General features: G+C 33.1%; 15 protein-coding genes and 1 other RNA gene. 15 read left to right on the forward strand and 1 reads right to left on the reverse strand.

The window, feature by feature from the left end:
• Window positions 1–34: 34 nt before the first annotated feature.
• From rnr to CO726_RS09780, 10 genes are all read left to right on the forward strand, one after another.
• Window positions 35–2,449: a ribonuclease R gene (gene rnr / locus CO726_RS09730; RefSeq protein WP_099684106.1), complete on the forward strand. Its 2,415-nt coding sequence runs from the start codon at window positions 35–37 to the stop codon at window positions 2,447–2,449.
• A gap of 370 nt (window positions 2,450–2,819) precedes the next feature.
• Window positions 2,820–3,287 (forward strand): SsrA-binding protein, encoded by a 468-nt coding sequence (smpB, locus tag CO726_RS09740; protein ID WP_048528182.1) that lies wholly within the window; start codon window positions 2,820–2,822, stop codon window positions 3,285–3,287.
• Window positions 3,288–3,413: 126 nt separating this feature from the next.
• Window positions 3,414–3,768, forward strand: a transfer-messenger RNA (tmRNA) gene (gene ssrA, locus CO726_RS09745).
• Between the two features lie 834 nt (window positions 3,769–4,602).
• The gene (locus CO726_RS09750; RefSeq protein WP_099684107.1) at window positions 4,603–5,667 is read left to right on the forward strand and encodes a hypothetical protein; all 1,065 of its coding nucleotides are present in this window, start codon (window positions 4,603–4,605) and stop codon (window positions 5,665–5,667) included.
• Window positions 5,660–6,955, forward strand: a complete 1,296-nt coding sequence (locus CO726_RS09755; protein WP_099684108.1) for a hypothetical protein — start codon at window positions 5,660–5,662, stop codon at window positions 6,953–6,955. The genes CO726_RS09750 and CO726_RS09755 overlap by 8 nt, the downstream gene beginning before the upstream one ends.
• A 126-nt stretch (window positions 6,956–7,081) precedes the next feature.
• Window positions 7,082–8,389, forward strand: a complete 1,308-nt coding sequence (locus CO726_RS09760) for a TniQ family protein (RefSeq protein WP_099684109.1) — start codon at window positions 7,082–7,084, stop codon at window positions 8,387–8,389.
• Window positions 8,386–11,019: a TnsA endonuclease N-terminal domain-containing protein gene (locus tag CO726_RS09765; RefSeq protein ID WP_099684110.1), complete on the forward strand. Its 2,634-nt coding sequence runs from the start codon at window positions 8,386–8,388 to the stop codon at window positions 11,017–11,019. Before CO726_RS09760 ends, CO726_RS09765 begins: the two co-directional genes overlap by 4 nt.
• Window positions 11,020–11,039: 20 nt before the next feature.
• Window positions 11,040–12,155: an AAA family ATPase gene (locus tag CO726_RS09770; protein WP_099684111.1), complete on the forward strand. Its 1,116-nt coding sequence runs from the start codon at window positions 11,040–11,042 to the stop codon at window positions 12,153–12,155.
• Window positions 12,152–13,678: a TniQ family protein gene (locus CO726_RS09775; protein WP_099684112.1), complete on the forward strand. Its 1,527-nt coding sequence runs from the start codon at window positions 12,152–12,154 to the stop codon at window positions 13,676–13,678. Before CO726_RS09770 ends, CO726_RS09775 begins: the two co-directional genes overlap by 4 nt.
• Window positions 13,679–13,818: 140 nt before the next feature.
• Entirely contained in the window at window positions 13,819–14,490 is a 672-nt protein-coding gene (locus tag CO726_RS09780) for a hypothetical protein (protein ID WP_099684113.1), read from the forward strand.
• Here CO726_RS09780 and CO726_RS09785 read toward each other — a convergent pair.
• Window positions 14,455–16,482 carry a serine/threonine protein kinase gene (locus tag CO726_RS09785; RefSeq protein ID WP_099684114.1) on the reverse strand — a complete coding sequence of 676 codons (2,028 nt, stop codon included), beginning with the start codon at window positions 16,480–16,482 and terminating at the stop codon, window positions 14,455–14,457. The two genes, CO726_RS09780 and CO726_RS09785, sit on opposite strands and share 36 nt — an antisense overlap.
• Window positions 16,483–17,157: 675 nt before the next feature.
• On the opposite strand from CO726_RS09785, the gene CO726_RS09790 reads away from it, so the two are divergent.
• The 5 genes from CO726_RS09790 (at window position 17,158) to CO726_RS09810 (ending at window position 22,229) form a co-directional block, all read left to right on the forward strand.
• Window positions 17,158–17,835: a response regulator transcription factor gene (locus CO726_RS09790; protein WP_099684115.1), complete on the forward strand. Its 678-nt coding sequence runs from the start codon at window positions 17,158–17,160 to the stop codon at window positions 17,833–17,835.
• A gap of 528 nt (window positions 17,836–18,363) precedes the next feature.
• Window positions 18,364–19,383 carry a siderophore ABC transporter substrate-binding protein gene (locus tag CO726_RS09795; protein ID WP_099684116.1) on the forward strand — a complete coding sequence of 340 codons (1,020 nt, stop codon included), beginning with the start codon at window positions 18,364–18,366 and terminating at the stop codon, window positions 19,381–19,383.
• Window positions 19,384–19,402: 19 nt separating this feature from the next.
• On the forward strand, window positions 19,403–20,419 hold the full coding sequence (locus CO726_RS09800; protein ID WP_099684117.1) for an ABC transporter permease: 1,017 nt from the start codon (window positions 19,403–19,405) through the stop codon (window positions 20,417–20,419).
• On the forward strand, window positions 20,416–21,480 hold the full coding sequence (locus CO726_RS09805) for an iron chelate uptake ABC transporter family permease subunit (protein ID WP_099684118.1): 1,065 nt from the start codon (window positions 20,416–20,418) through the stop codon (window positions 21,478–21,480). The genes CO726_RS09800 and CO726_RS09805 overlap by 4 nt, the downstream gene beginning before the upstream one ends.
• Window positions 21,477–22,229, forward strand: coding sequence for an iron ABC transporter ATP-binding protein (locus tag CO726_RS09810; RefSeq protein ID WP_099684119.1), 753 nt, complete (start codon window positions 21,477–21,479; stop codon window positions 22,227–22,229). The genes CO726_RS09805 and CO726_RS09810 overlap by 4 nt, the downstream gene beginning before the upstream one ends.
• The last annotated feature ends 236 nt before the right edge of the window (window positions 22,230–22,465 follow it).

A 22,465-nucleotide genomic window follows, 5' to 3' on the forward strand; every position in this document is an offset into this window, starting at 1 on the left:
AAATAATATAAGGTTTTAAAGGAGGTATTTTTGCTTGGAAGAAATCATACAAGAACATATTGATAAGTTGTTATTATTTATGAGAGAAGAAGCGTATAAACCGCTAACGATACAAGAGTTAGAAGAGGCATTTGGGATTGAAGGTTCTGAGGGCTTTAAAGATTTTGTAAAGGCACTTGTAACGATGGAAGAGAAGGGACTTGTTATTCGTACTCGTAGTAACCGTTACGGTCTTCCTGAAAAGATGAATTTAGTACGTGGTAAGTTAATTGGACATGCACGTGGTTTTGCATTCGTTGTACCGGACGAGAAGAAAACAGGAGACGATGATCTTTTCATCCCGCCTACAGAGTTAAACGGTGCACTTCATGGTGATACAGTATTAGCACGCCTTAGTTCCCAATCGAGTGGTTCGCGTCAAGAAGGTTCAATTGTACGCATTTTAGAGCGTGGTACGAAAGAATTAGTTGGTACATATACAGAATCGAAAAACTTTGGGTTTGTTATACCTGACAATAAGCGCTGGACGAGTGATATCTTTATCTTGAAAAGTGCATCAATGGGTGCTGTAGAAGGTCATAAAGTAGTTGTGAAAATTACGAGCTATCCAGAGAATCGTTTAAGTGCAGAAGGTGAAGTTATTCAAATTCTAGGTCATAAAAATGATCCAGGAGTAGATATTTTATCTGTCATCCATAAACATCACTTACCTTTAGCATTCCCTGAAGAAGTGATGGAGCATGCAAACAGTGTACCAGAAACGATTTCAGAAGAAGATTTAAAAGATCGCCGTGACCTGCGTGACCAAATGATCGTAACAATTGACGGTGCAGACGCGAAAGATTTAGATGACGCTGTTACAGTAACGAAGCTCGAGAACGGTAACTACAAGCTTGGCGTTCATATTGCGGATGTAAGTCATTACGTTCAAGAAGGTTCTCCAATTGATGTAGAAGCAGCGGAGAGAGCGACGAGTGTATATCTTGTTGACCGTGTAATTCCGATGATTCCGCATCGTCTATCTAACGGTATTTGTTCGTTAAATCCGAAAGTAGACCGTCTGACGTTATCTTGTGAAATGGAAATCAACAACTTAGGTGATGTTGTCAAACACGAGATTTTCCAAAGTGTAATTAAAACGACAGAGCGTATGACGTATGCTGATGTAAGAAGCATTTTAGAAGATGAGGACGAAGAATTAATTAAACGCTATGAGCCGCTAGTACCAATGTTTAAAGAGATGGGCCAATTGGCACAAATTTTACGTGAAAAACGTATGCGCCGCGGTGCAATTGATTTTGACTTTAAAGAAGCGAAAGTATTAGTAGATGAAGAAGGAAAACCGACCGATGTTGTTATGCGTGATCGTTCTGTATCAGAGAAGCTAATTGAAGAATTTATGCTTGTTGCGAACGAAACAGTGGCAGAGCACTTCCACTGGATGAACGTACCATTCATGTACCGTGTCCATGAAGATCCGAAAGAAGATAAGCTAGAGCGTTTCTTCGAGTTTGTAACGAACTTCGGATATGCAGTAAAAGGACGTGCGAATGAAGTACATCCTCGTGCGCTGCAACAAATTCTTGAAATGGTTCAAGGGCAGCCTGAAGAAGTAGTTATTTCAACAGTAATGCTTCGTTCTATGAAGCAAGCGCGTTACGATGCGGATAGCTTAGGACATTTCGGCTTATCAACTGAGTTCTACACGCATTTCACATCACCAATTCGTCGTTACCCAGATACAATTGTTCATAGATTAATTCGTGAATATATTATTAACGGAAAAGTCGACAATGAAACGCAAGCAAAATGGCGTGAAAAATTACCTGAGATTGCAGAACACTCTTCTAATATGGAACGTCGTGCTGTTGAAGCTGAGCGTGAAACAGACGAAATGAAAAAAGCAGAGTATATGGTTGATAAAATCGGCGAAGAGTATGATGGTATGATTAGCTCTGTAACAAACTTCGGTTTATTCGTAGAGCTTCCAAATACGATTGAAGGTCTTGTACATGTTAGCTACTTAACAGATGATTACTATCGTTACGATGAGCAGCATTTCGCAATGATTGGAGAACGTACAGGTAACGTATTCCGCATCGGTGACGAAATTACAATTCGCGTTATTAACGTAAACAAAGACGAGCGTGCAATCGACTTTGAAATCGTTGGCATGAAAGGTACGCCTCGTCGTAAGTTCAAAGATCGCCCAGTCGTTATCGAACAGCCAAGAACAGGCAGAAAGAAACGCGGTGGACGTAGCGAGCGCGGCGGAGAACGTGGCACAGGAAGAAAATTTGACCGTGGTGGTAAAGGAACAGGAAAAGGAAGAGGATTAGCTTCCGCGTCCGCTAGCCAGTCAGGGAAAAAAGATGGTAACGGCAAGAAGAAAAAAGCATTCTTCGAAAACGTACCAGGATTCAAGAAGAAAAAGAAAAAGCGTAAGTAAGAAAAGGATGGCTTCGCTTTGATGAAAAGCGGGGCTTTTTCTTTTTTCTTGGTGGCTTGAGAGCGAGCCACTTTCGCTTTTTATGGAATCCAGCTACAGCGGCTAGAATGTTCGGCGGCTTCGCTTCCTCCCGAGGGGCAAAGAGCGCCTCAAGGTCAGAAGCTCCATCCACCTCACATTCTGAGCGAGCCACTTTCGCTTTTTGTATAATCCAGCTACAGTGGCTAGAATCTGTTGGCCATTTCACTCCCTCGGACGAAGCAAAAAGCGCTTCTCTGTCGGGAGTTCCAATGTCCAAAGATTCTAAGCGAGCCACTTTCGCTTTTTATTAACATTTGTTACAATAGTAAAAATAGAGGAGGGACGTTATATGCCAAAGGGTACAGGTAAGGTTATTGCACAAAATAAAAAAGCTTTTCATGATTATTTCATTGAAGAAACATACGAAGCAGGGCTTGTCCTTCAAGGAACGGAAATTAAGTCGATTCGCGCTGGACGCGTGAACTTGAAAGATGCGTTTGCTCGTGTACATAATGGTGAAGTATGGGTTCATAATATGCATATTAGTACATATGAGCAAGGGAATCGTTTTAACCATGATCCGCTTCGCACGAGAAAGTTACTTCTTCATAAGAAAGAAATTGAGAAGTTAACGGGTGCTTCAAAAGAGACAGGATATGCATTAGTTCCAGTTAGAATCTATTTGAAAAATGGATTTGCGAAAATGGCACTTGGTTTAGCAAAAGGTAAGAAACAATATGATAAGCGTCACGATTTAAAAGAGAAAGAAGCTAAACGTGAAATTGCACGCGCGTTCCGTGATCGCCAAAAGATGTAATACAGATATTTACATTTGTAAAATGGAGCGCGTATGTTATAATAACTTATGTAAGATTGTTGCACATTGAAAAACAGCTCTTAGTAGCTATCACGATATTTTCTTCGTATGCTCCATTTTTATCATGGGGACGTTACGGATTCGACAGGGATAGTTCGAGCTTAGGTTGCGAGTCGAGGGGATCGGCCTCGTTAAAACGTCAAAGCCTATAATTGGCAAACAAAACAATCTTTCTTTAGCTGCTTAATTGCACTAAAGGTTCCTCCCTCCATCGTCCATGTGGTAGGGTAAGGGACTCAAACTAAGTGGACTACGCCGGAGTTCGCCGTCTGAGGACAAAGGAAGAGAACAACCAGACTAGCAACTTGGAAGCCTGTCGATAGGCTGAAGAGTTCGCGAAATGCTAATATATCGACTACACTCGTAGAAGCTTAAGTGCCGATATTTTTGGACGTGGGTTCGACTCCCACCGTCTCCACCAATACATATTTGGTGGTTTTTTTATTTTTGTATGTAAAATTAAGCATAAATTGTCCATTTGGACAGCTTATGCTTAATTTTTTTAATAGACAATTTATGCTTAATATTATTAATTATTCAGGTGTTTAAAGATAGATTTCTTGCAAAGTAGCTATACGCTAAATCCTCTAATGTGTTAAAGGTCCTTATAATATCATCCGCAGAGAAATTTGATTTTCAATCACTATTAAATGTATATACAAACCAATTTTTAGATTGTGGCTATAGTATATTCCTCATAACCTTTTGGACCTTTAGAATCCTCTATTACATAATAAATTACATCACTCATCATGATATCAAAAATATGTCTTTTAGCTTAGCGTGGAATAATTTTAGTATTCTTTCCGTTTTGAAATTAAATAGTGTTTTTTTAGGTTTGTGGGAATGTAAAATTAATTGAATCAAGATATGAAACGGATATATAAGCTCTTTTTAGCATATAAGATATATCAATTCGCCTATTTGGCTGATAAGCTAAATCCTTACTTTTTAAATTTGAAACCAAGTTAATTCATTGTAATAACTGTATCTATAAATGGATATCCATAATGTTTCAATCTTAATTTATATGTCGGATAATAAATGCTATTTTTAAAAGCTATGAAGTTGGATTAAACCTGTTAAATGAGGAGAAAGTTACTCAAATATATATACCTTCTTAAGATTAGATATTAAGCCTTAATTTACCACAATAAATGAAAATATGTTAAATAATCTATAATGTGGTGATATAATATATTTGATTGTTTGCTAAAACAAGTATATTGAATTAGTCCTAGGAGTGAATAATTTAATGATTGAAACACGCCTACATTATGATTCCGTTCGAGAAAAGGTAGAGACAATATTTAAACTAGAAAATATTTTAGTAAGTGAGAGGTTTCTCACTAATTTTCTGAATATATTATCAAGATTGTGTAATTATGAAGAAGAAGGAAAAAAAATTCGCCCTCGAATTATAATAACAAACAATATTGATGAGGCAATAGAAACGGTACCTAATTCATATATTGTAAAAACAAAAACTGGTAGTTTAGATGGTATTGATATGGAAAAGATTTTAAAATCTTTAATACCTTTTTGCAATAATGGGTGGCATGTTTTTGTGAATATTGAGGAACATGAAATACAATATGGTATAATTAGATCTTTTTCTGGACCTATAGGTGTTTCCTTTTCGCGAAATTTATTGAGTATTGAAGATACTGATTTTATAGATTTTGGAGTCATTGATATAGAAGTTATTAGTAACTTTGAGTTGAATATTTGTGGAATTAGAAAACATAATTTGATGATCGACTTTAGACTAGTAGACCATGGTCAAGAAACTAATGCAATTTTTAATAACATGATTGATGATATTACTGCAGATATACCATCCTTAAACAAAGGATTTATAGAAAAGGCAATTACTAACTTATTATCTATAATACCATATAAAGTTCATGGAACTATCTGTGTTGTTGTTGATTCAGATTACATATTTCCAAATGATTTTCTTTCAGATGGGACTTGGTTTACTAATCCTATTGACCTAGGAGAGAAAATAATAGATACTGCAATGAATATTAAGGATATTGCATCATCAGAAGCGTATTATGGTCTTTCAGGATTATTTCTTGAGATGTTAAATGTGGATGGGATTACTATAATAGATAGTTCTGCTAGGGTAAGGGGATTTAATATTTTTGTGAAAAAGCAGCCGTTAACTCAAGATGATATACCAGCAGAAGGTGGAGCAAGAAAGAGAGCTGCCCACACTGTCCTAGCATCACAAGATCCAAAGATTAAGGGAGTATATTTTTTATCACAGGATGGTAATACCTTCTACAAAAGGATGGGTGATTTACTTGGCTAATGAAATTGTATTATGGGATTCACCTAATGGTGCCAGCATACCTGCTACTATTTCTAATGTGAATGAATTATCAGGATATATAAATATGTTGTCTCCAAAAGAAATAGGTCGAATAAATGTGTCTTTTGATGCTGGACTATTTGATATGGCAACTGAGTATACATGGAATAGGACAATAGCGGTATTAAGGGATAGAATTATGTCATTTGGAAAAGAATTTGTACTTGAAATGCTAGGACGTAATGAGGATAGCTTATCCGATTCAAATGATTTTCTATCGGATGTAGACATTATAAATTTAAGTGCTGATTTAGGCTTAATTAATAAGACCGCTAAAATTTTATTTTTACAAAGTAGTGAGTTACTTAAGCATTATTTAAGAAGAGATGTTGAAGATGAGCTTGATATAACACAGGCACAAGCATGCATAAAAAATTGTATTAAATATGTATTAGCAATGAGTGACGATGGTTTTAGTATATCCTTTACCAATTTTAGAGACACTCTTAGAAGAGAAATTTTATCAGAAAGTCATGAGATATTTAAGTCTTTAATGAATAGTCCTTATTTTTATAAAAGAACAACAATGAGAACTTTGCTAAGTTTATCAAAATCCCAAAAGGCAGCAGAACTAGAAATTGTTCTTGCTAATATGGTAAGTATTATTCCGCGAATTTGGGGAGATTTGTTAACAGATGATCGTTATCCAATTGGTTTTGCATATGCAGAGGTTACTAATGCAGGAAACTTACAATTGGTAAGAGCGCTGAAATCTGTTTTGTTAAAGGTTAAAGGTTTCGACTATGTACCAGAAAGTTTAAGATCTAATACATTTATTGAAGCTGCAAATCATTTGCTAGAAGTGCATCAAGGAATGAATAATTTTTATAATGAACCAGCAGCAGCAAACTTACTTTTCAATTTAGGTAGTTCAATTCCTGTTCCGGCATTAGGGAAATGTATGACAGCTACTATAGCATGTAAAATAGGAAATAGTTGGGGTGTATCTTGGGATGCCCAAACATACATTGATTCAATCTTAGGTAACTTGACTGATGATAGATGGGAATATTACTTCAATAAAATCTTTATGGGTGATGAAACTATATTATTAAAACTTAGGGATAATGATGTAATTGAAAGATGGTGTGATTTTGTACAAATGTATGATTTACATAACAAAAATATAAAAGACCATCATGTCAGTCAATTGTTGCAAGCGAGTTCTAACAATCGTAAAAGAGCAGTCAGAGAAAAGGCTGAGCTCCTTTATGATAAGTTAAGATAATAAATTATAAAAAATGTTAGAATCAATTTTGATTCTAACGTTTTTTTATAATTAAGGCTATTTGATGAGTATATCCATTGTATATAGAGACAATAATTTGAATATTGGAAATTAAGGAGGGGGAAAATGAACTTATCACCGAGGACGACTCTATATAGTTTGATTCCAAGAACGCCCTGCTTTGTTTATCAAGAATCATTGACAAGCTATATAATAAGGCTAGCGGAGGCGCATAGGATAGACGTAGGAGATTTAATATCGTATATAGTAGCACCTAACTTAAATAAAGCGTATTTAAATAATGGAATAGCCAGAGGTGGAAACAGATTTTATGATGGCTCCCATTCTATTAATAGTATAGATAAAAGTTCAGCGGATGTATCTAATTGCTTACTTGTTCTTACTGGACAAGAATGTATAGATAGTTTGACATTATCTCCCCTTTCAAAGATGTTAAGTACAAAAATTTTAGTGAAAAAGAGTTTGTCTTGGTGTTCAAAATGCTTACAGTTTAAAGATTATTATCCTTTGATATGGTGTGTGTCAATATATACTACCTGTACTATTCATTCAATTGCATTACAGGATAAATGTGAGTCGTGTAATAAAACTATTCCTTATTTACATAGGAAAAGCAAAGTAGGAATATGTCCGTATTGTCAAAAGAAACATTTCGGAGAACAAAATATTAAGCAGCCATCTGAAAAAGAAATATACATCTCTAAAGATTTGGAAAGAGTGTTTCTACATGTAAATCATGATCAAGTGTTTGATGGGAAAATAATTGTGGTAGATAGTATTAAGAAAATCATAAAAAATCAATTTGGGAATACGATCAATCATTTTGCAAAATACGTTGGAATACCCAAAACCACAATGTGGGATTGGTGTAATAGTAAGAGTAAACCCTCTTTAAATCAATTACTAGACATAAGCTTTAAGCTAGGAATTAGTGTAATTGATTTTTATAGAAATATTGATACTAATAGAATTAAAATATCAAATAATCAAGGAGAATATAAACAAGTAAAGATAATAAGACAAAAACATAAACTAAGTGCAAATTATGTTAAGGTTTATTTATCTAGGGTTGAAAAGGAAAAGGATACTTACAGATCAATTGTTGAAATAGCTAAAAAATTAAATTGTAGTACTAAATATCTATATACAAACTTCCCAGACCATTGTGAAAGGATTTCTGCCAATAATAGGCGAATAAAAGATGATAAAGAAAAATTACTTATTCAGGAAAACAAAGATAGAATTGAGGAACAGTTTAAAAAAGAAATAGTTAACGGTTATATGCCTACTAGAAAAAAAATTGAAGAAGCTTTAAAAATGCGATGTATTTTTAAAAATAGGACGTATAGAAGTTACTATTTCAAGTTATGTACAGATTACTCTTTCATAAGAAAGGGAGTGCAATCTAAATGATGGATGAAGAACAGTTGATAGAATGGTTTAAAGCGAATAGTATATCAAGTCAAGCGCAAGAACTGATAAATGAAATAAGGTTATCAGAACCGTTTAGGAAGGTTCAAGGTGGTCGAGGGAATGTGTCAGGTTCTTATCCGAGTAGAAAAATGGGCTTTACTGTGCAATTTGAAAGTCATACTGTTGAATTACCAGCTATTTATGAAATGGAATACGATCCGTCTGTACTGGAATATTATGATCAACCAAATCAAATTTATATGGAATATAAATCGAAGTCCGGGAGAAAAATTAGTCATAATTATACCCCGGACTTTTTTGTTATAAAGGAACAACAAGTTGGTTGGGAAGAATGGAAAACAGAAGAAGAATTAATAAAGTTATCCACAAAATCTCCTAATAGGTATGTAAAAGATGAGTGTAATAAATGGCGGTGCCCACCTGGAGAAAGCTACGCTGCGAGATTCGGGCTAAGTTTCAATGTTAGAAGTTCTAAAGAAATTAATTGGGTATTTCAGAGAAATATCAAATTAATTGAAGAGTATCTAAAGAACTCTTATATAGGATTAATATCTAAAGAGAAAATACAAGTTGCGAAGGAACAAGTTAAACAAAATTTTGGAATAACGTTTAAAGAATTATTAGAGAACAACACCTTGTTTAATTCTGAACATTTGCACATTTTGATTGCTGAAGGTATTTTGTATGTTAATCTTCGACAAGTTAACTTGATAGAGCAAGAAAAGGTGCATATCTTCATAGATGAAAGTATGTCGCGTATATACAATGAAATGTTTACTGAAGATCAAGTGAAGACAAAACATACTAACAGTAGGTCTTTGGGTTTAACGGAAGGTGACAAATTCTGGTGGGATAATCGGTTATATAGAATCGATAACTTTGGAGGATTTACAATTTCAGCGGTAGACGAAGAAAACCGAATGGTTAATATTACTGTAGAAAATATGAGAAAGCTCTTAGAGAAAAAGATTGTTAAGTTAGCTAATATAGAAGAACTAATAATTGATAATAAGTTGATTGAATGTAAACGATCAATTTTGGAATGCGCGTCAATTGCTGACGTAGAAGAAGCCTATAAAAGATATCGGATAATTATGGGGGAAATTGACCATGATTACAGTGCGAAAACGATTCAACGATGGGAAAAAGCTTTTGAAGAAGGGAAAAAAATTTATGGAAATGGCTTCTTGGGGTTAATATCCAATAAGAAAAATAGAGGGAATAGAAATAAAAAGATTGATTTGAGGGTTGATGAATTACTTGAAGAGTTAATTACTAATTATTATCTCTCATATAAACAAGTTAATATGAGATCGGTGTATAACTTATTAGAAGATGAATGTAGAAAACTTGGATTGTCATGCCCTAGCTATGTTACTTTTACTAAACGAATTGGTAAATTGCCTAGTATTACAAAAGAAAATGAAAGAAAAGGAAAACGATCAGCCTATCAGGTAAAACATTGGTATTTGGAGCAGCATACACCGAGGCATGGAGATGTCCCGTTTGAGATTGCTCATATTGATCATACGGAATTAGATATTGAATTAGTCCTTGCTAATTCAAATAACAAATATACATTGAGGCCATATTTGACGCTCTTAATTGACGCATATTCAAGAACAATACTTGCGCATTATTTAACATTTGATTTTCCAAGTTTCCGCTCAAATATGATGATTTTAAGAGAATGTGTTAGGAAGCATAATCAATTACCTAGAACCCTGGTTGTTGACGGTGGGAAAGAATTTCATAGTAAATATTTTGACTTGTTATGTGCTCAATTTGAAATAACAAAAAAGAACAGGCCGCCGGCACAGGCGAGATTCGGATCGATAATTGAGAGATTGTTTGGTACAACAAATACAAAATTTATACACAACCTTCAAGGTAACACACAGCTTACTAAAGAGGTAAGGAGAGTTACTAAGAGCGTGAATCCAAAAGAACATGCAATCTGGACATTGCCAACATTAGAAAAGATGTTTCATAAGTGGATTGATTATTATCAGTCCCAGCTACATTCAAGTTTGAATATGACACCACAAGAACAATTTGAACATGGAATGTCTATAGGTGGGAGTAGGAAATTAAATTTTATTGATTATGATGAGAGTTTTATTTTAGCAACATTACCATCTACCCCTCGTGGAAAAGGACTAGTACAGGTGGGAAGAGGGATTGTATTCAATAACATTTGGTATTGGAATGATGAGCTTCGTTCATGTGAGAGAGAAAAGATAGAACTTAAATATGACCCGTTTAATGTAGGTATTCTTTATGCTTATGTTAATAACAAATGGATAAAATGCATTTCGGAATATTACTATTTGTTAAATGGAAAAACTCATAAAGAATTGCAAGTTATTACAGAAGAAATTAGGTGCAAATATAAAAATAAAAAGAGTATAACAGTTAGGGATATAGCATCTTTTATGAACAATATCGAAGAACATGAAAAAATTATAAAACAATCAATGAAAGATAAGGAAAATTTGAGAGTTGAGCAAATAATTACAAGTCAAACGCAACAATGTCGAACCGATATGACCGTACAAAACGAAATTGACCTTGGTAATATTCCAAATTTTGAAGTATATGAAAAATAGTGATTAAGGGGGTGAGCAAGATGTATCAAAACAACGAATTCAATATATCAATTAAGGAAGAGTTGGAAAGGTTTAAAAATCTTCGGATTTTACATCCTAAGATGGAAGAGTTACTTATTAAACTAAAAACATTAATTGAATTACCAGGAGGAAATGAAATTATTATTCTTATGGGGCCTTCCGGTGTAGGGAAATCAACTTTAATAGAGGAATTACAAAAGAGGATCATCAAGAGCCTTATTAAGGAGCTGGAAGAAAATAAATCGAAATTACCGTTGGTAACAGTTGAGTTGGTTTCTCCAGATAGTGGTTTATTCAATTGGAAAGACTTTTATATTCGAACTTTAGAAGTAATGCATGAGCCATTAATTCACAATAAAATACTATATAAAACAAACGAAGAACAAAATTCCAATAAGCGATTAGTTCGTAGTCATAGTCCTCGTACAGCACCTGAGTTGCGAAAATCGATTGAAAATGCATTTTATTATAGAGAACCAAAAGTATTTATAATTGATGAAGCTCAACATTTTACCAAGATGGCCTCTGGAAAGCGTTTTAAAGATCAATTAGATACTTTGAAATCCCTATCGAACTTAACACAGATACCACAATTATTGGTGGGAACTTATGAATTAAAAGATTTTGTAAATTTGAATGGTCAACTTGCTAGAAGAACTATGGATGTACACTTTTCAAGATATGATATAAATATTGATAATGACCTTAATAATTATATTGGAATCATCAATGGTCTTTTGGGTAGAATCCCTATTCAAGTATCGAATGAGATAATTAATGAGTATGAATATTTATATGAAAGAACGTTAGGTTGTGTGGGCATACTAAAGGATTGGTTAGTACGCGCATTAAAAATTTCTTTAGAGGAAAACAGTGATGTATTCACATTACAGCACTTGGAAAGAACAGCTCTATCAATTAATAAAATTTCCAAGTTGCTAGATGAAATCATGTTGGGTGAATCTCTTTTTATTGAAAGAAAAGAAACAATAAAAGAGATTAGAAATAAATTGGGTATAGCAGTGGAACCTTCATCCGTTAACAAAGGTACTAGGGCAAGAGGAGTTGGTGTAAGGAAACCAATTCGTGATAAAGTAGGCAGGGAACTACAATGAAGCATAGTATTATAAAGGAAAAAGCAGATGAGATTATTCTTTCACAAAGAAGTTTACTGTATGGATTGGAACCGTTAGAAAGAGGAAATGTACAGGTAGAATGTTTAAGTAGTTATATCTGCCGGCTAGCATGTGCTCATAATATTAGTGTTGGAGCATTATTTACAGAATATATTTATCCGAGAATGCAAAGTTATTCATATTTTAAAAAAAATATTAATCATCAAAAACTTTTAGATGGGAGTACAGTTAATCACATAGGAACTATTGCACAAAATCTAATAGATATCATTGAGTCACTTACCGATATAAAAAGATTAGATGAAATCTCCTTATTGAATTGGAATGGTATTTTGAACAAGCGTTCAGCTATTATTAATTCTAAGAAACGATGGTGCCCTAATTGTATTAGTGAATGGGCTTTGAATCATAAACCTATTTATGAACCACTATTATGGCACTTAAAAGAATTAAAGATATGTTCAATTCACAAAATGCCTTTACAAGATGAATGTGATGAATGTGGAAGAACATCTCCATATTTTACTGCTAAAATCAAACTTGGATTTTGTTCATACTGTAATGCATTTTTGGGGCAGGAACATATTAAGAGGAATAAGGAATCACTTACTAACAGAGAAAAATATTTCTTGAGTGGATACTCTGAACTTCTTACTATGAACCATTCCATTAATGGTTTTCCTACTACTCATTCTGTAAGGAAGTTCTTTAAGTATCTTAAAGAAAATAATCATAAAATCTCTTTTAAAGCATTTTCCGATAATTTAAATGCATTTAATAATAAGAGAATTGGAACTTGGTTTGCTAATCAACATCTGCCACCATTAGAATTTTGGAGTAGGATATCTGAAATAACAAATATACCTATTCATTCTCTTCTTATGGAAAAAAACAATTATGATGTGTTAATGCCCTATCTTCAAAGGAAAACTAGAAAGAAAGTAGAGCCTTGGCCGGATATCGAGAACACTCAACAAATATTGTTAGATTACATTAAGAAAGATAATAATAGTTTGAATTTTACCGAGGTAGCAGAGTCTTTAGGATTGAACAGAAAGAGTGTTGAATATCATTTTCCAGAATTAATATCTATTATTGTTGAAAGGAATAAATTATATAGAGATAATGAAAGGGATTTTAATCAAGAGAGGATAAAATTAAAATTAGAAAATATACTAAAGGATCCTTTCATGAATAAGATTAGTTTGAAGAAAACTTTGATGCTGCTTGAAGTTAGCTACAAAGTAGCGAGAAGGTTATATCCTGAATTATGCGATGAAATTATCAAAAGACATAAGATCTATAAGACGAAGGTTAAGAATGAACGTATCAAAAGAGATAAAACGGATATAAAGGAGATAATTTATAGTTACCATAATAGGGGTGTTTATCCTTCTGACACATTAATTTGCAAAGTATTTCCCCGTGCTATTATCTTTAAGCAGAAATATTATCGAGATTTTAGGAATGAGGTGAGAAAAGAATTGGGTTATGACTTATAAAATATATCAAAAAATGAAATGTAAGACAGTGTGTAATTAATTAGGGTTTGAAAAACAAATAAAATCACTTATTGGAATTTAAGGTATGTGTAATATATAATTTAAATGTTAATTAGCGGTGAATTTATAGGGAGGATTTTATGTTTGTCACAGAAGAAGCTTTAATTAAGAGACTAAAGCATGAATATAAAAAGAAACTATTTTTTGAAGAAATTGGTGGTGGTTATGGAATTGCAGATCTTATTGTCATTAAGAATAAAACTGAATTTCTACGATTTTTAGAAAGTAGAAATGGTGTTCATTTCCAAAGTAATGAACAAATTAAAATTTTTATGTATTTATGGAAAAAGAGAAAAGGTGTAAGTTTTGAGGAAATATTGTCTAATCATTATATACCTGCTGAGAAGTTAAAATATAAAATACTAAAATATCTAGTGAGTATTGAAGCAGTGACTTTAAGAGAGGGGAAATATTTTCGGAATAAGTCGTTTAATATTTTTTCTGCAGATATGGTTGCAATTGAAGGGAAACTAAGTAATTGGCAATCAGGTCTTGCTCAAGCTATTAGATACCAAAGGTTTGCTCGGAGTACATATGTTGCTTTAGATGTAGATTATATCCATAGAGTAGATCTAAATGAATTTAAAAAATATAATGTAGGTTTAATCTCAGTGGGGTCTAAAGTACAAGTTTTAAATAAGCCTCATATAAAACAACCTTTAGACCCAGTAATGAGATATAGAATTGCAGAAAATATTATACAGGCTTCCAGTAGCTTAAATACTGGACGGTTGAGGAAGATCCATATTTGATACCTCTACAATAACATCTTTCCATATACCAAGATGTTTATAGTTAAGATTTTTAATCTTCTTTTCTTTAAGAATCTCCTTAATGTAATGTTGTGCAAGATCTATTGAAGCGCTAAATTTTCTTAACCTTTCTTCATTAGAAAGTATAGAGTATTCATCAATTTGTTGTTTTTTTACTGTGTAGTGATGTTGGATAGTATTGTGAAAGCTTGTTAGTTTATCTATTTCTGTAGAACCTTCACAGTATAAACAGTTACATATTAATTGTTTTCCTATTTTAGTGGATAAAATGTCTGACAAGATATTTTCATTATAAAGTCCCATTAGTTCTGGTATATAATATCTGCGCTTTGCCCCTCCACTTTCATGTTTATTCAGGAATTCTTCTTTAAAACTGTCTCCTTGCCCCAAGCTGGTAGCGATAGTGTTTGCACCAATGGAGAGCAATCCTAATGAAAAATCATTTATTCTTGAGACTATAACTTCTTTATTACTGTATGAAAGAATTTTTACTAAATGGGCATAAGCGTAATAATGATTACTATTTAATGTCCCGAAATCTCCAGCAATTTGTAGGTAGTATCCATCAGGTTGCGCGGCTGAAATATAATTAACTAATTGATCAATATCGTTAATGTCCTCAAATTTTTCAATGTTAAGGAATACCCCATAATATAATGGTTTTCTAATATTTAAAGATTCCAAATAAGATTTAGATGCTTTATATAGATTATAATCTGTTGTAATCCAAGGATCTTTTACAGAAGTATATAAGTGAACTGGTGATAATAAGATATCGCTATTGTAAAATAGCTGAAAATCCATTACTTGCTTAGCTCTTTGAAATATATCAGATGCTAAGGTGAAGTCTTTTGGGGTCTCTTTTCTTAACTTGCTGATCACATAAGGTAATTTTTTGTATGTTTCTTTAGCTGTGAAAGCTGAGTATCCTAATGTTTGTACGTAAGGGTCTACGATTAGCCTAGAATTATCATTCTTTTGTAACTCTAAATAATTTTTATCTGAACGAACTAATGAAGGTGCATTAAAAACTGCGCCATCAAGATTGTCCAGGTGTATCACTGTTTTTGCATCGTTATTTTGTGGTAGCACAAGAAATTCAAGAGAATTAGGTTTATGGTTATAGGTAAAGTCTTTTCCTTGTTTTCTTTTAATTAGACCTTCCAAAATGAGCATTACTTCATTATAAGTATACTTCCTTTGAAATGGTTCTTTTAAGAGTAAAGTTTCAATTAGTTGAGATAATTCGATGGGTATATTTTGAACTTTATTCACAACAGGTATTGGTTGCTCATTCATTATTTTATACATAGCTTCAAGCTGATTTGTCATCTGAAGAGGTTTTTCATTAGTGAGAAGCTCATAAAAAATAGCCCCTACAGAATAGTAATCTGCTCGGTAATCAATATCTGCTGCTGATTTTAATTGCTCAGGTGGCATATAAGCATAAGTTCCCATGCCTTGGCCAGTAGTTGTTAATGTGCTTGCATCAATTAGTTTTGAGATACCAAAATCAAGTATTGTAACGTTATATTCTTTTTCGTCAGTTAAAATAATATTAGCGGGCTTTAAATCTCTATGTAAAACTCCAGCAAGATGAATACTATTAATTGCTTTAAAAACATTAAATATAATTTTTGATGCTATATGTACAGCTAAGGAACCAGATTTTTTTATAAAGCTTTCTAAATTTTCTCCTTCGATATATTCCATAACGATATATCGATATTTATCAGGTCCATCTTCATATAAACCATCATCAACATATTTTACCGTTCCATTACCAGACACCTTCTTGAGTATGTTTATTTCTCGTTCAATTCTACGTAGGTCATCTTTTTCTAATATCATTATGTTTTCTCTAATTAATTTAAGAGCATAAGTGTTATTACCTTTTTCAACTAGATATGTTGTACCAAATGCTCCTGAACCAAGTGTCTTGATTACTTTATAATCATTTATAATATTCATTTAAATCTCCTCCCAATATCTACTATATTACCATATACTTGATATTTTTTAGGGGGATTATTCATCTATTATATCTCTATGCAAAAGAAATAATATGATACGTTAGTCTCATTTTAGAAGAAGTAAAGGGGGGATTATTAAAGAAATAAAAGGCATTATATGATTAACTTTTATTATTATAGACAAGTTATGATTTATTTACCTGTAAACATAAGTTTATATTTATGCCCAGGTTACATAAAATATAGACAAGTTATGATTAAATAAAGGAACATTATATTCTTTAAATGACATTGTATGATTTGAACCATAACTTTGCCGTTTCGGTGAGGTTATGGTTCTTTTTGTTTTGTAGTTTTATAAAATGCTTAAGTTGATGGGAATGAGCCAGTACCCCTGAAACAGAAAATGAAGAAATGGTAATTGATGATAAGCAGGTAGATACTATAGATGCTCGTAAACGCCCAATTGGTGAGAGTTAATTAAGGTTTCACCTTATTCAAATATTTATATGCTTTGTGTTTTTATCTATATCTATTGTAAGATTATATAGAGTTCTCCTAATAAGCTGTTTTAATGGATTTTTTAGGGGTTTAATATTTATAAATCTTAAATTATTTTTTGAAGATAGTTTTTTGTTTAACTAAGTTATATTGAATTAGAGGTGAACCATCGGTGAGGCAGGTGTTAGTAATTAAAAATGAACGGTCTTCAGCAAAGAAAATCGTAAGCGCTCTAACGCAAGAAGGCCATTTCATTTTAAAACTTCACAATGAAAACCAAGGTTTAAATATAATATATGAACAAGATTGGGATATTATCATATTGGAGTGGGATTCATTAAGTATATCCGGACCAGAAATTTGCAGACAAATACGACTTGTTAAAATGACACCGATCATTATTGTGACTGACAATATTTCTAGCAAAGATTGCGTAACAGGGTTACAAGCAGGAGCTGATGATTATATAAGAAAACCATTTGCGAAAGAAGAATTAGTAGCAAGGGTTCAAGCTATTTTAAGGAGAAGTGACTGTAACGAGCAAAATGGGACAAACTTTTTTCAGTTTAAAGATCTCTTTGTTGATGCATCTAGCCATATTGTGAAAAAAGGTGGCGAGACTCTCTCCCTTACTAAGCGCGAGTACGATTTACTTGTATTTTTAATCAAGAATAAAAACACAATATTGAGCCGTGAAATGCTTTTGAATCAGGTTTGGGGATATAACGTAGTAGTAAATCCAAATGTAGTAGACTTATATATTGGATATGTAAGAAAAAAGTTAAAGTGCGAGAAGAAAGACAGATATATTAAAACGATACATGGCAGGGGCTATTCAATGATTGAATGATAAAAATAAGATAATAGGTAAAATGCAGTTTGTCATAATAGAAAAAAACGAGTAAAACTGTTTCATTCAGTTTTACTCGTTTTTTTCTATTAAATCCGATAGTCAAATAGTTTCTGAGAAATATAAAAAGACGGAAGTAGAATATTTCTATCAGGCAATGGGTCATGAAAATGGTTTATAAGGTGCTCATCTATTTGGTTAGTGTGGAGGGGACAACTCTAGCGCGACCGTATCTACTGAAAGTACCTACTTGAAAAGAAAATCAACACTTTCGCATGTATTCTCTGTAAAATAAAGGTTACTCAACACGCCTGACGGCACATATTACTTTTGGTATACAAATTATGCTTAATTCTATTAACTCACACCATTCACAAGATTTTCACAGAATTAATGATTATACTAATTAACAGGAAGTTCAAATGAAAATGATTATCAATATTGATTTAGGTGAATAGCAGTTATTATCTAATTCAATCTATGGATGTCATCATTTTCAAACTAAATTACATTATAAGGAGTATACGTATGAAAAAAACTATGCTTTTAAAATTAGTAAGTATTCTAGCAATTTTCACTTTAATGTTAGTAGCTTGCTCAAATTCAAGTAATGACACTAAAGCGTCAAAGGCTAATAAAGATAATAGCAGTGATAAGCCAAAGACTGTTGAAATCACTGATGCACATGGAACTGTTAAAGTCCCTGTAAATCCAAAGAATGTAGTCGCATTGGATAATAGAACTTTTGAAACTTTAGCTGATTGGGGAATTAAATTAGCGGCTGCTCCAAAGGATATCATGCCTGCAGATTCAGCATATAAAAAGGATAATTCAGTTCAAAATATTGGGAATCACCGCGAACCAAATCTTGAAATTATTGCAGCGGCAAACCCTGAACTTGTAATCGTTGGTCAAAGATTCGCTAGTCATTACGAAGAGATCAAAAAATTAGTGCCAAATGCAGCTGTTATTGATCTTAATGTTGATGTTTCTGAGAAAGCTACTAAGCCTGGCGAAAACTTAGTAAAAGGACTTAAAGATTCTACAATTGCTTTAGGGAAAATCTTTGATAAAGATAAAGAAGCTAAAAAATTAGTGGCTGATTTTGATAAATCTATTGAAAATGCAAAATCTGCTTATAACGGGAAAGATAAAGTTATGAGTGTTATCGTTACTGGTGGTAATATTGGTTTTGCTGCTCCACATTCTGGTCGTGTTTGGGGACCAATGTATGAAATTTTCGGTTGGGTTCCAGCATTAGAAGTTTCTAATTCTACTGCAGGTCATAAAGGTGATGACGTTTCTGTTGAAGCTATTGCACAAACAAATCCTGATTGGATTTTCGTATTAGATCGTGATGCCGCAATATCTGATGCAGCTACTTCAACACCTGCTAAGGATGTTATCTCTAAAGCACCTGCTCTTCAAAACACAACTGCTGTTTCTAAAAAACAAGTTATTTATGCACCAGAAGATACTTACACAAATGAATCAATTCAAACTTATATAGAGTTATTTGGAAATATTGCAAAAACTTTAGCTAAGTAGTGTAAAGGAGTACGAAACAGTGTCAAAAAATATAATTTCTAGGGTTGAGAATATTTCTCAACCCCAGTTTTATAATCACAATAAATTATGGACAAAACCTTTTATAATAGCGATTGTAGTTGTTATAATTTTAGGGATTATATCACTGTTTACTGGAGTTTATGATATACGTGGACAAGAGGACGGAATGGAGATGTTTTTCATAACTCGTGTTCCGAGAACAGTTGCATTAATGCTTACTGGAGCTGCAATGGCGATGGCAGGGCTCGTAATGCAACTCATTACACAAAATCGATTTGTTGAACCAACTACAACGGGGACTATTGAATGGTCAGGCTTAGGCCTGCTTTTTGTATATTTATTATTTCCTGCACCGACTTTAGTTCAAAGAATGACTGGTGCAATCATTTTTTCTTTTATAGGAACTATGATTTTCTTTCTATTTTTAAGAAGAGTTAAGCTTCGTTCGTCTTTAATTGTCCCGATTATTGGATTGATGCTTGGAGCAGTTATTTCTGCAGTGTCTACTTTTTTGGGACTCCTTTTTCAAAAGACGCAAAGTATTGAAACTTGGTTTGTAGGTTCATTTGCTAACGTTCAGGTAGGAAGATATGAATATTTATGGTTAATTGTTATCATTACTTTGCTTATTTTTATGTATGCTAATAGATTGACTTTAGCTGGACTAGGGGAAGATGTCGCAACAAGCCTTGGAGTTAATTACAATAGAATTGTTCTTTTTGGAACTGCTCTTATTTCTGTTGCAGTTGGAATTGTTGCAGCTGTTATTGGACACTTACCTTTCTTAGGATTAATTGTGCCAAATATCGTTTCCATGTTTAGAGGTGATGATCTTAGGAGTAATTTACCTTGGGTTTGTGTGATCGGAATGGGGTCAATAACTGCCTGTGACATCATTTCTCGAACAATTATACAGCCTTTTGAAGTACCTGTTTCTTTAATACTTGCAACAGTGGGAGCAGTCGTGTTTATTACTATTTTATTGAGACAAAGAAAACCAAGGAGGCTGCGATGATCACATTAGAATATAGAAATAAAAAAAATGTCGAAATCGATTCTAGCCTTCATAATGAAAGTAGATCAGCTAGTGCTTTTCGTTCTAAGAAGGAAGCAAGACGTTACTGGATTTTACTGATCACATTGATTGCTTTAGGTCTCCTTTCTTCATATGGACTTTTAGTTTATAACAATCCAGTTCCGATAGATTCACCTTCTTTTATCCCAGTTGTTAAGAGAAGGATAGTAGCTATTGTTGCAATGATTATTGCTGCAGTTTGCCATAGCTTGTCAACAGTTGCTTTCCAATCTATTACGAATAATAAAATTATTACTCCTTCGCTTTTAGGTTTCGAATCACTTTATTCAGCAATTCAAACGAGTACAATATTCTTCTTTGGTGCTAGTGCATTAATAAATTTTACTGGAATTGGATCATTTTTATTCCAAGTTGTTGTTATGGTCTTCATGAGTTTGATACTTTATGGATGGTTACTTTCCGGTAAATACGGGAATTTACAACTTATGCTTTTAGTTGGAATTATTATTGGTACCGGGCTAAATTCTGTGTCAACTTTCATGAGAAAACTACTTGCGCCTTCAGAATTTGATATTTTACAAGCAAGATTATTTGGTTCTGTTAATCATGCAGATCCTGCATATTTTCCTATTGTAATTCCTATGATCGTAATTGTAGCGGTATTAATTTTCGCTCATTCTAAGAATTTGAATGTTTTGTCACTAGGAAAGGATGTTGCTACTTCTTTCGGGGTTAAATATCAACCTAGTGTCATTTATACGCTTGTATTAGTAGCTATTTTAATGTCCATCTCAACAGCTCTAATTGGGCCACTTACTTTCTACGGCTTTTTAGTAGCGACTTTGAGTTATCAGGCGGCATCAACTTATGATCATAGATATATTTTTCCAATGGCTTTCGCTATAGGATTTTTGATCATGACGAGTGCATACTTTTTAATGTATCATGTATTCCATGCTCAAGGTGTAGTTTCAGTTATTATTGAATTATTTGGTGGAATCATATTTTTAACTATAGTTTTAAGGAAGAGGGCTTTATGATAAAAATTGATAACGTTAAAAAGTTCTATACGGATAAGGTAAAAATAGGACCTTTGGATATTGAAATACCAAAAGCAGGCTTTACTTCTTTAATTGGACCAAATGGCGCTGGAAAGTCCACGACACTATTGATGATTGGCAGACTCTTAGATATGGATGAAGGTCAAATTCAGGTAGCGAATATGGATGTTTCCGAATCCAAATCAAAAGACTTAGCAAAAATTTTGACTATATTGCGACAAGAAAATCATTTTGTAACTAGGCTTACTGTGAGACAATTAGTTGGATTTGGGCGCTTTCCTTATTCAAAGGGAAGATTGACTAAAGAAGATGAGGTTATCATTTCTAAATATATCGATTTCTTAGATTTAACTAGTTTAGAGAATAGATATTTAGATGAGCTTTCTGGTGGTCAAAGACAAAGAGCATATGTAGCGATGGTATTGTGCCAAGAGACTGAATATGTACTTTTGGACGAGCCGCTGAACAACCTTGATGTTGCTCGTTCTGTTCAAATGATGGAGCATTTGAGACGTGCAGCTAATGAATTTGGAAGAACAATTTTGACTGTCATGCATGACATAAATTTTGCAGCTAAATACTCGGATAAAATTTGTGCTATGAAAGATGGACAAATTGCTGCTTTTGGAACAGTAGAAGAGGTTATGGACTCAACACTTTTGACAGATATTTTTGAAACAAAAATAGAGATTATTAATGGTCCTTATGGGCCAATAGCTGTTTATTAGTTACAGAATTTAAAAAAGAAGCAGCTCAAAAAATGAGTATGCAAAAAAACTAATAGAAAATCAAATTATATAATGTAGCTTACATAGATCATAATAGCTACGCTAGTTGAAGTTGCTGTCTATATTTTATAGGCAGCAACTTTTTCAAAACCCCTGAATATAGTTTAGTTAACTAAACTATATTCAGGGGTTTTGAAATGGGAAAAGAAATAGTTTTAAACGAAAATAAACCAAAA

Source organism: Bacillus fungorum (genome assembly GCF_002746455.1).
In the GTDB taxonomy this organism is placed as follows: domain Bacteria; phylum Bacillota; class Bacilli; order Bacillales; family Bacillaceae_G; genus Bacillus_A; species Bacillus_A fungorum.

Coding starts and splice junctions, on each gene's coding strand:
- smpB (WP_048528182.1), top strand. CDS start 2,820: ATGCCAAAGGGTACAGGTAAGGTTATTGCACAAAATAAAAAAGCTTTT.
- CO726_RS09750 (WP_099684107.1), top strand. CDS start 4,603: ATGATTGAAACACGCCTACATTATGATTCCGTTCGAGAAAAGGTAGAG.
- CO726_RS09760 (WP_099684109.1), top strand. CDS start 7,082: ATGAACTTATCACCGAGGACGACTCTATATAGTTTGATTCCAAGAACG.
- CO726_RS09765 (WP_099684110.1), top strand. CDS start 8,386: ATGATGGATGAAGAACAGTTGATAGAATGGTTTAAAGCGAATAGTATA.
- CO726_RS09770 (WP_099684111.1), top strand. CDS start 11,040: ATGTATCAAAACAACGAATTCAATATATCAATTAAGGAAGAGTTGGAA.
- CO726_RS09775 (WP_099684112.1), top strand. CDS start 12,152: ATGAAGCATAGTATTATAAAGGAAAAAGCAGATGAGATTATTCTTTCA.
- CO726_RS09780 (WP_099684113.1), top strand. CDS start 13,819: ATGTTTGTCACAGAAGAAGCTTTAATTAAGAGACTAAAGCATGAATAT.
- CO726_RS09785 (WP_099684114.1), bottom strand. CDS start 16,482: ATGAATATTATAAATGATTATAAAGTAATCAAGACACTTGGTTCAGGA.
- CO726_RS09795 (WP_099684116.1), top strand. CDS start 18,364: ATGAAAAAAACTATGCTTTTAAAATTAGTAAGTATTCTAGCAATTTTC.
- CO726_RS09805 (WP_099684118.1), top strand. CDS start 20,416: ATGATCACATTAGAATATAGAAATAAAAAAAATGTCGAAATCGATTCT.
- CO726_RS09810 (WP_099684119.1), top strand. CDS start 21,477: ATGATAAAAATTGATAACGTTAAAAAGTTCTATACGGATAAGGTAAAA.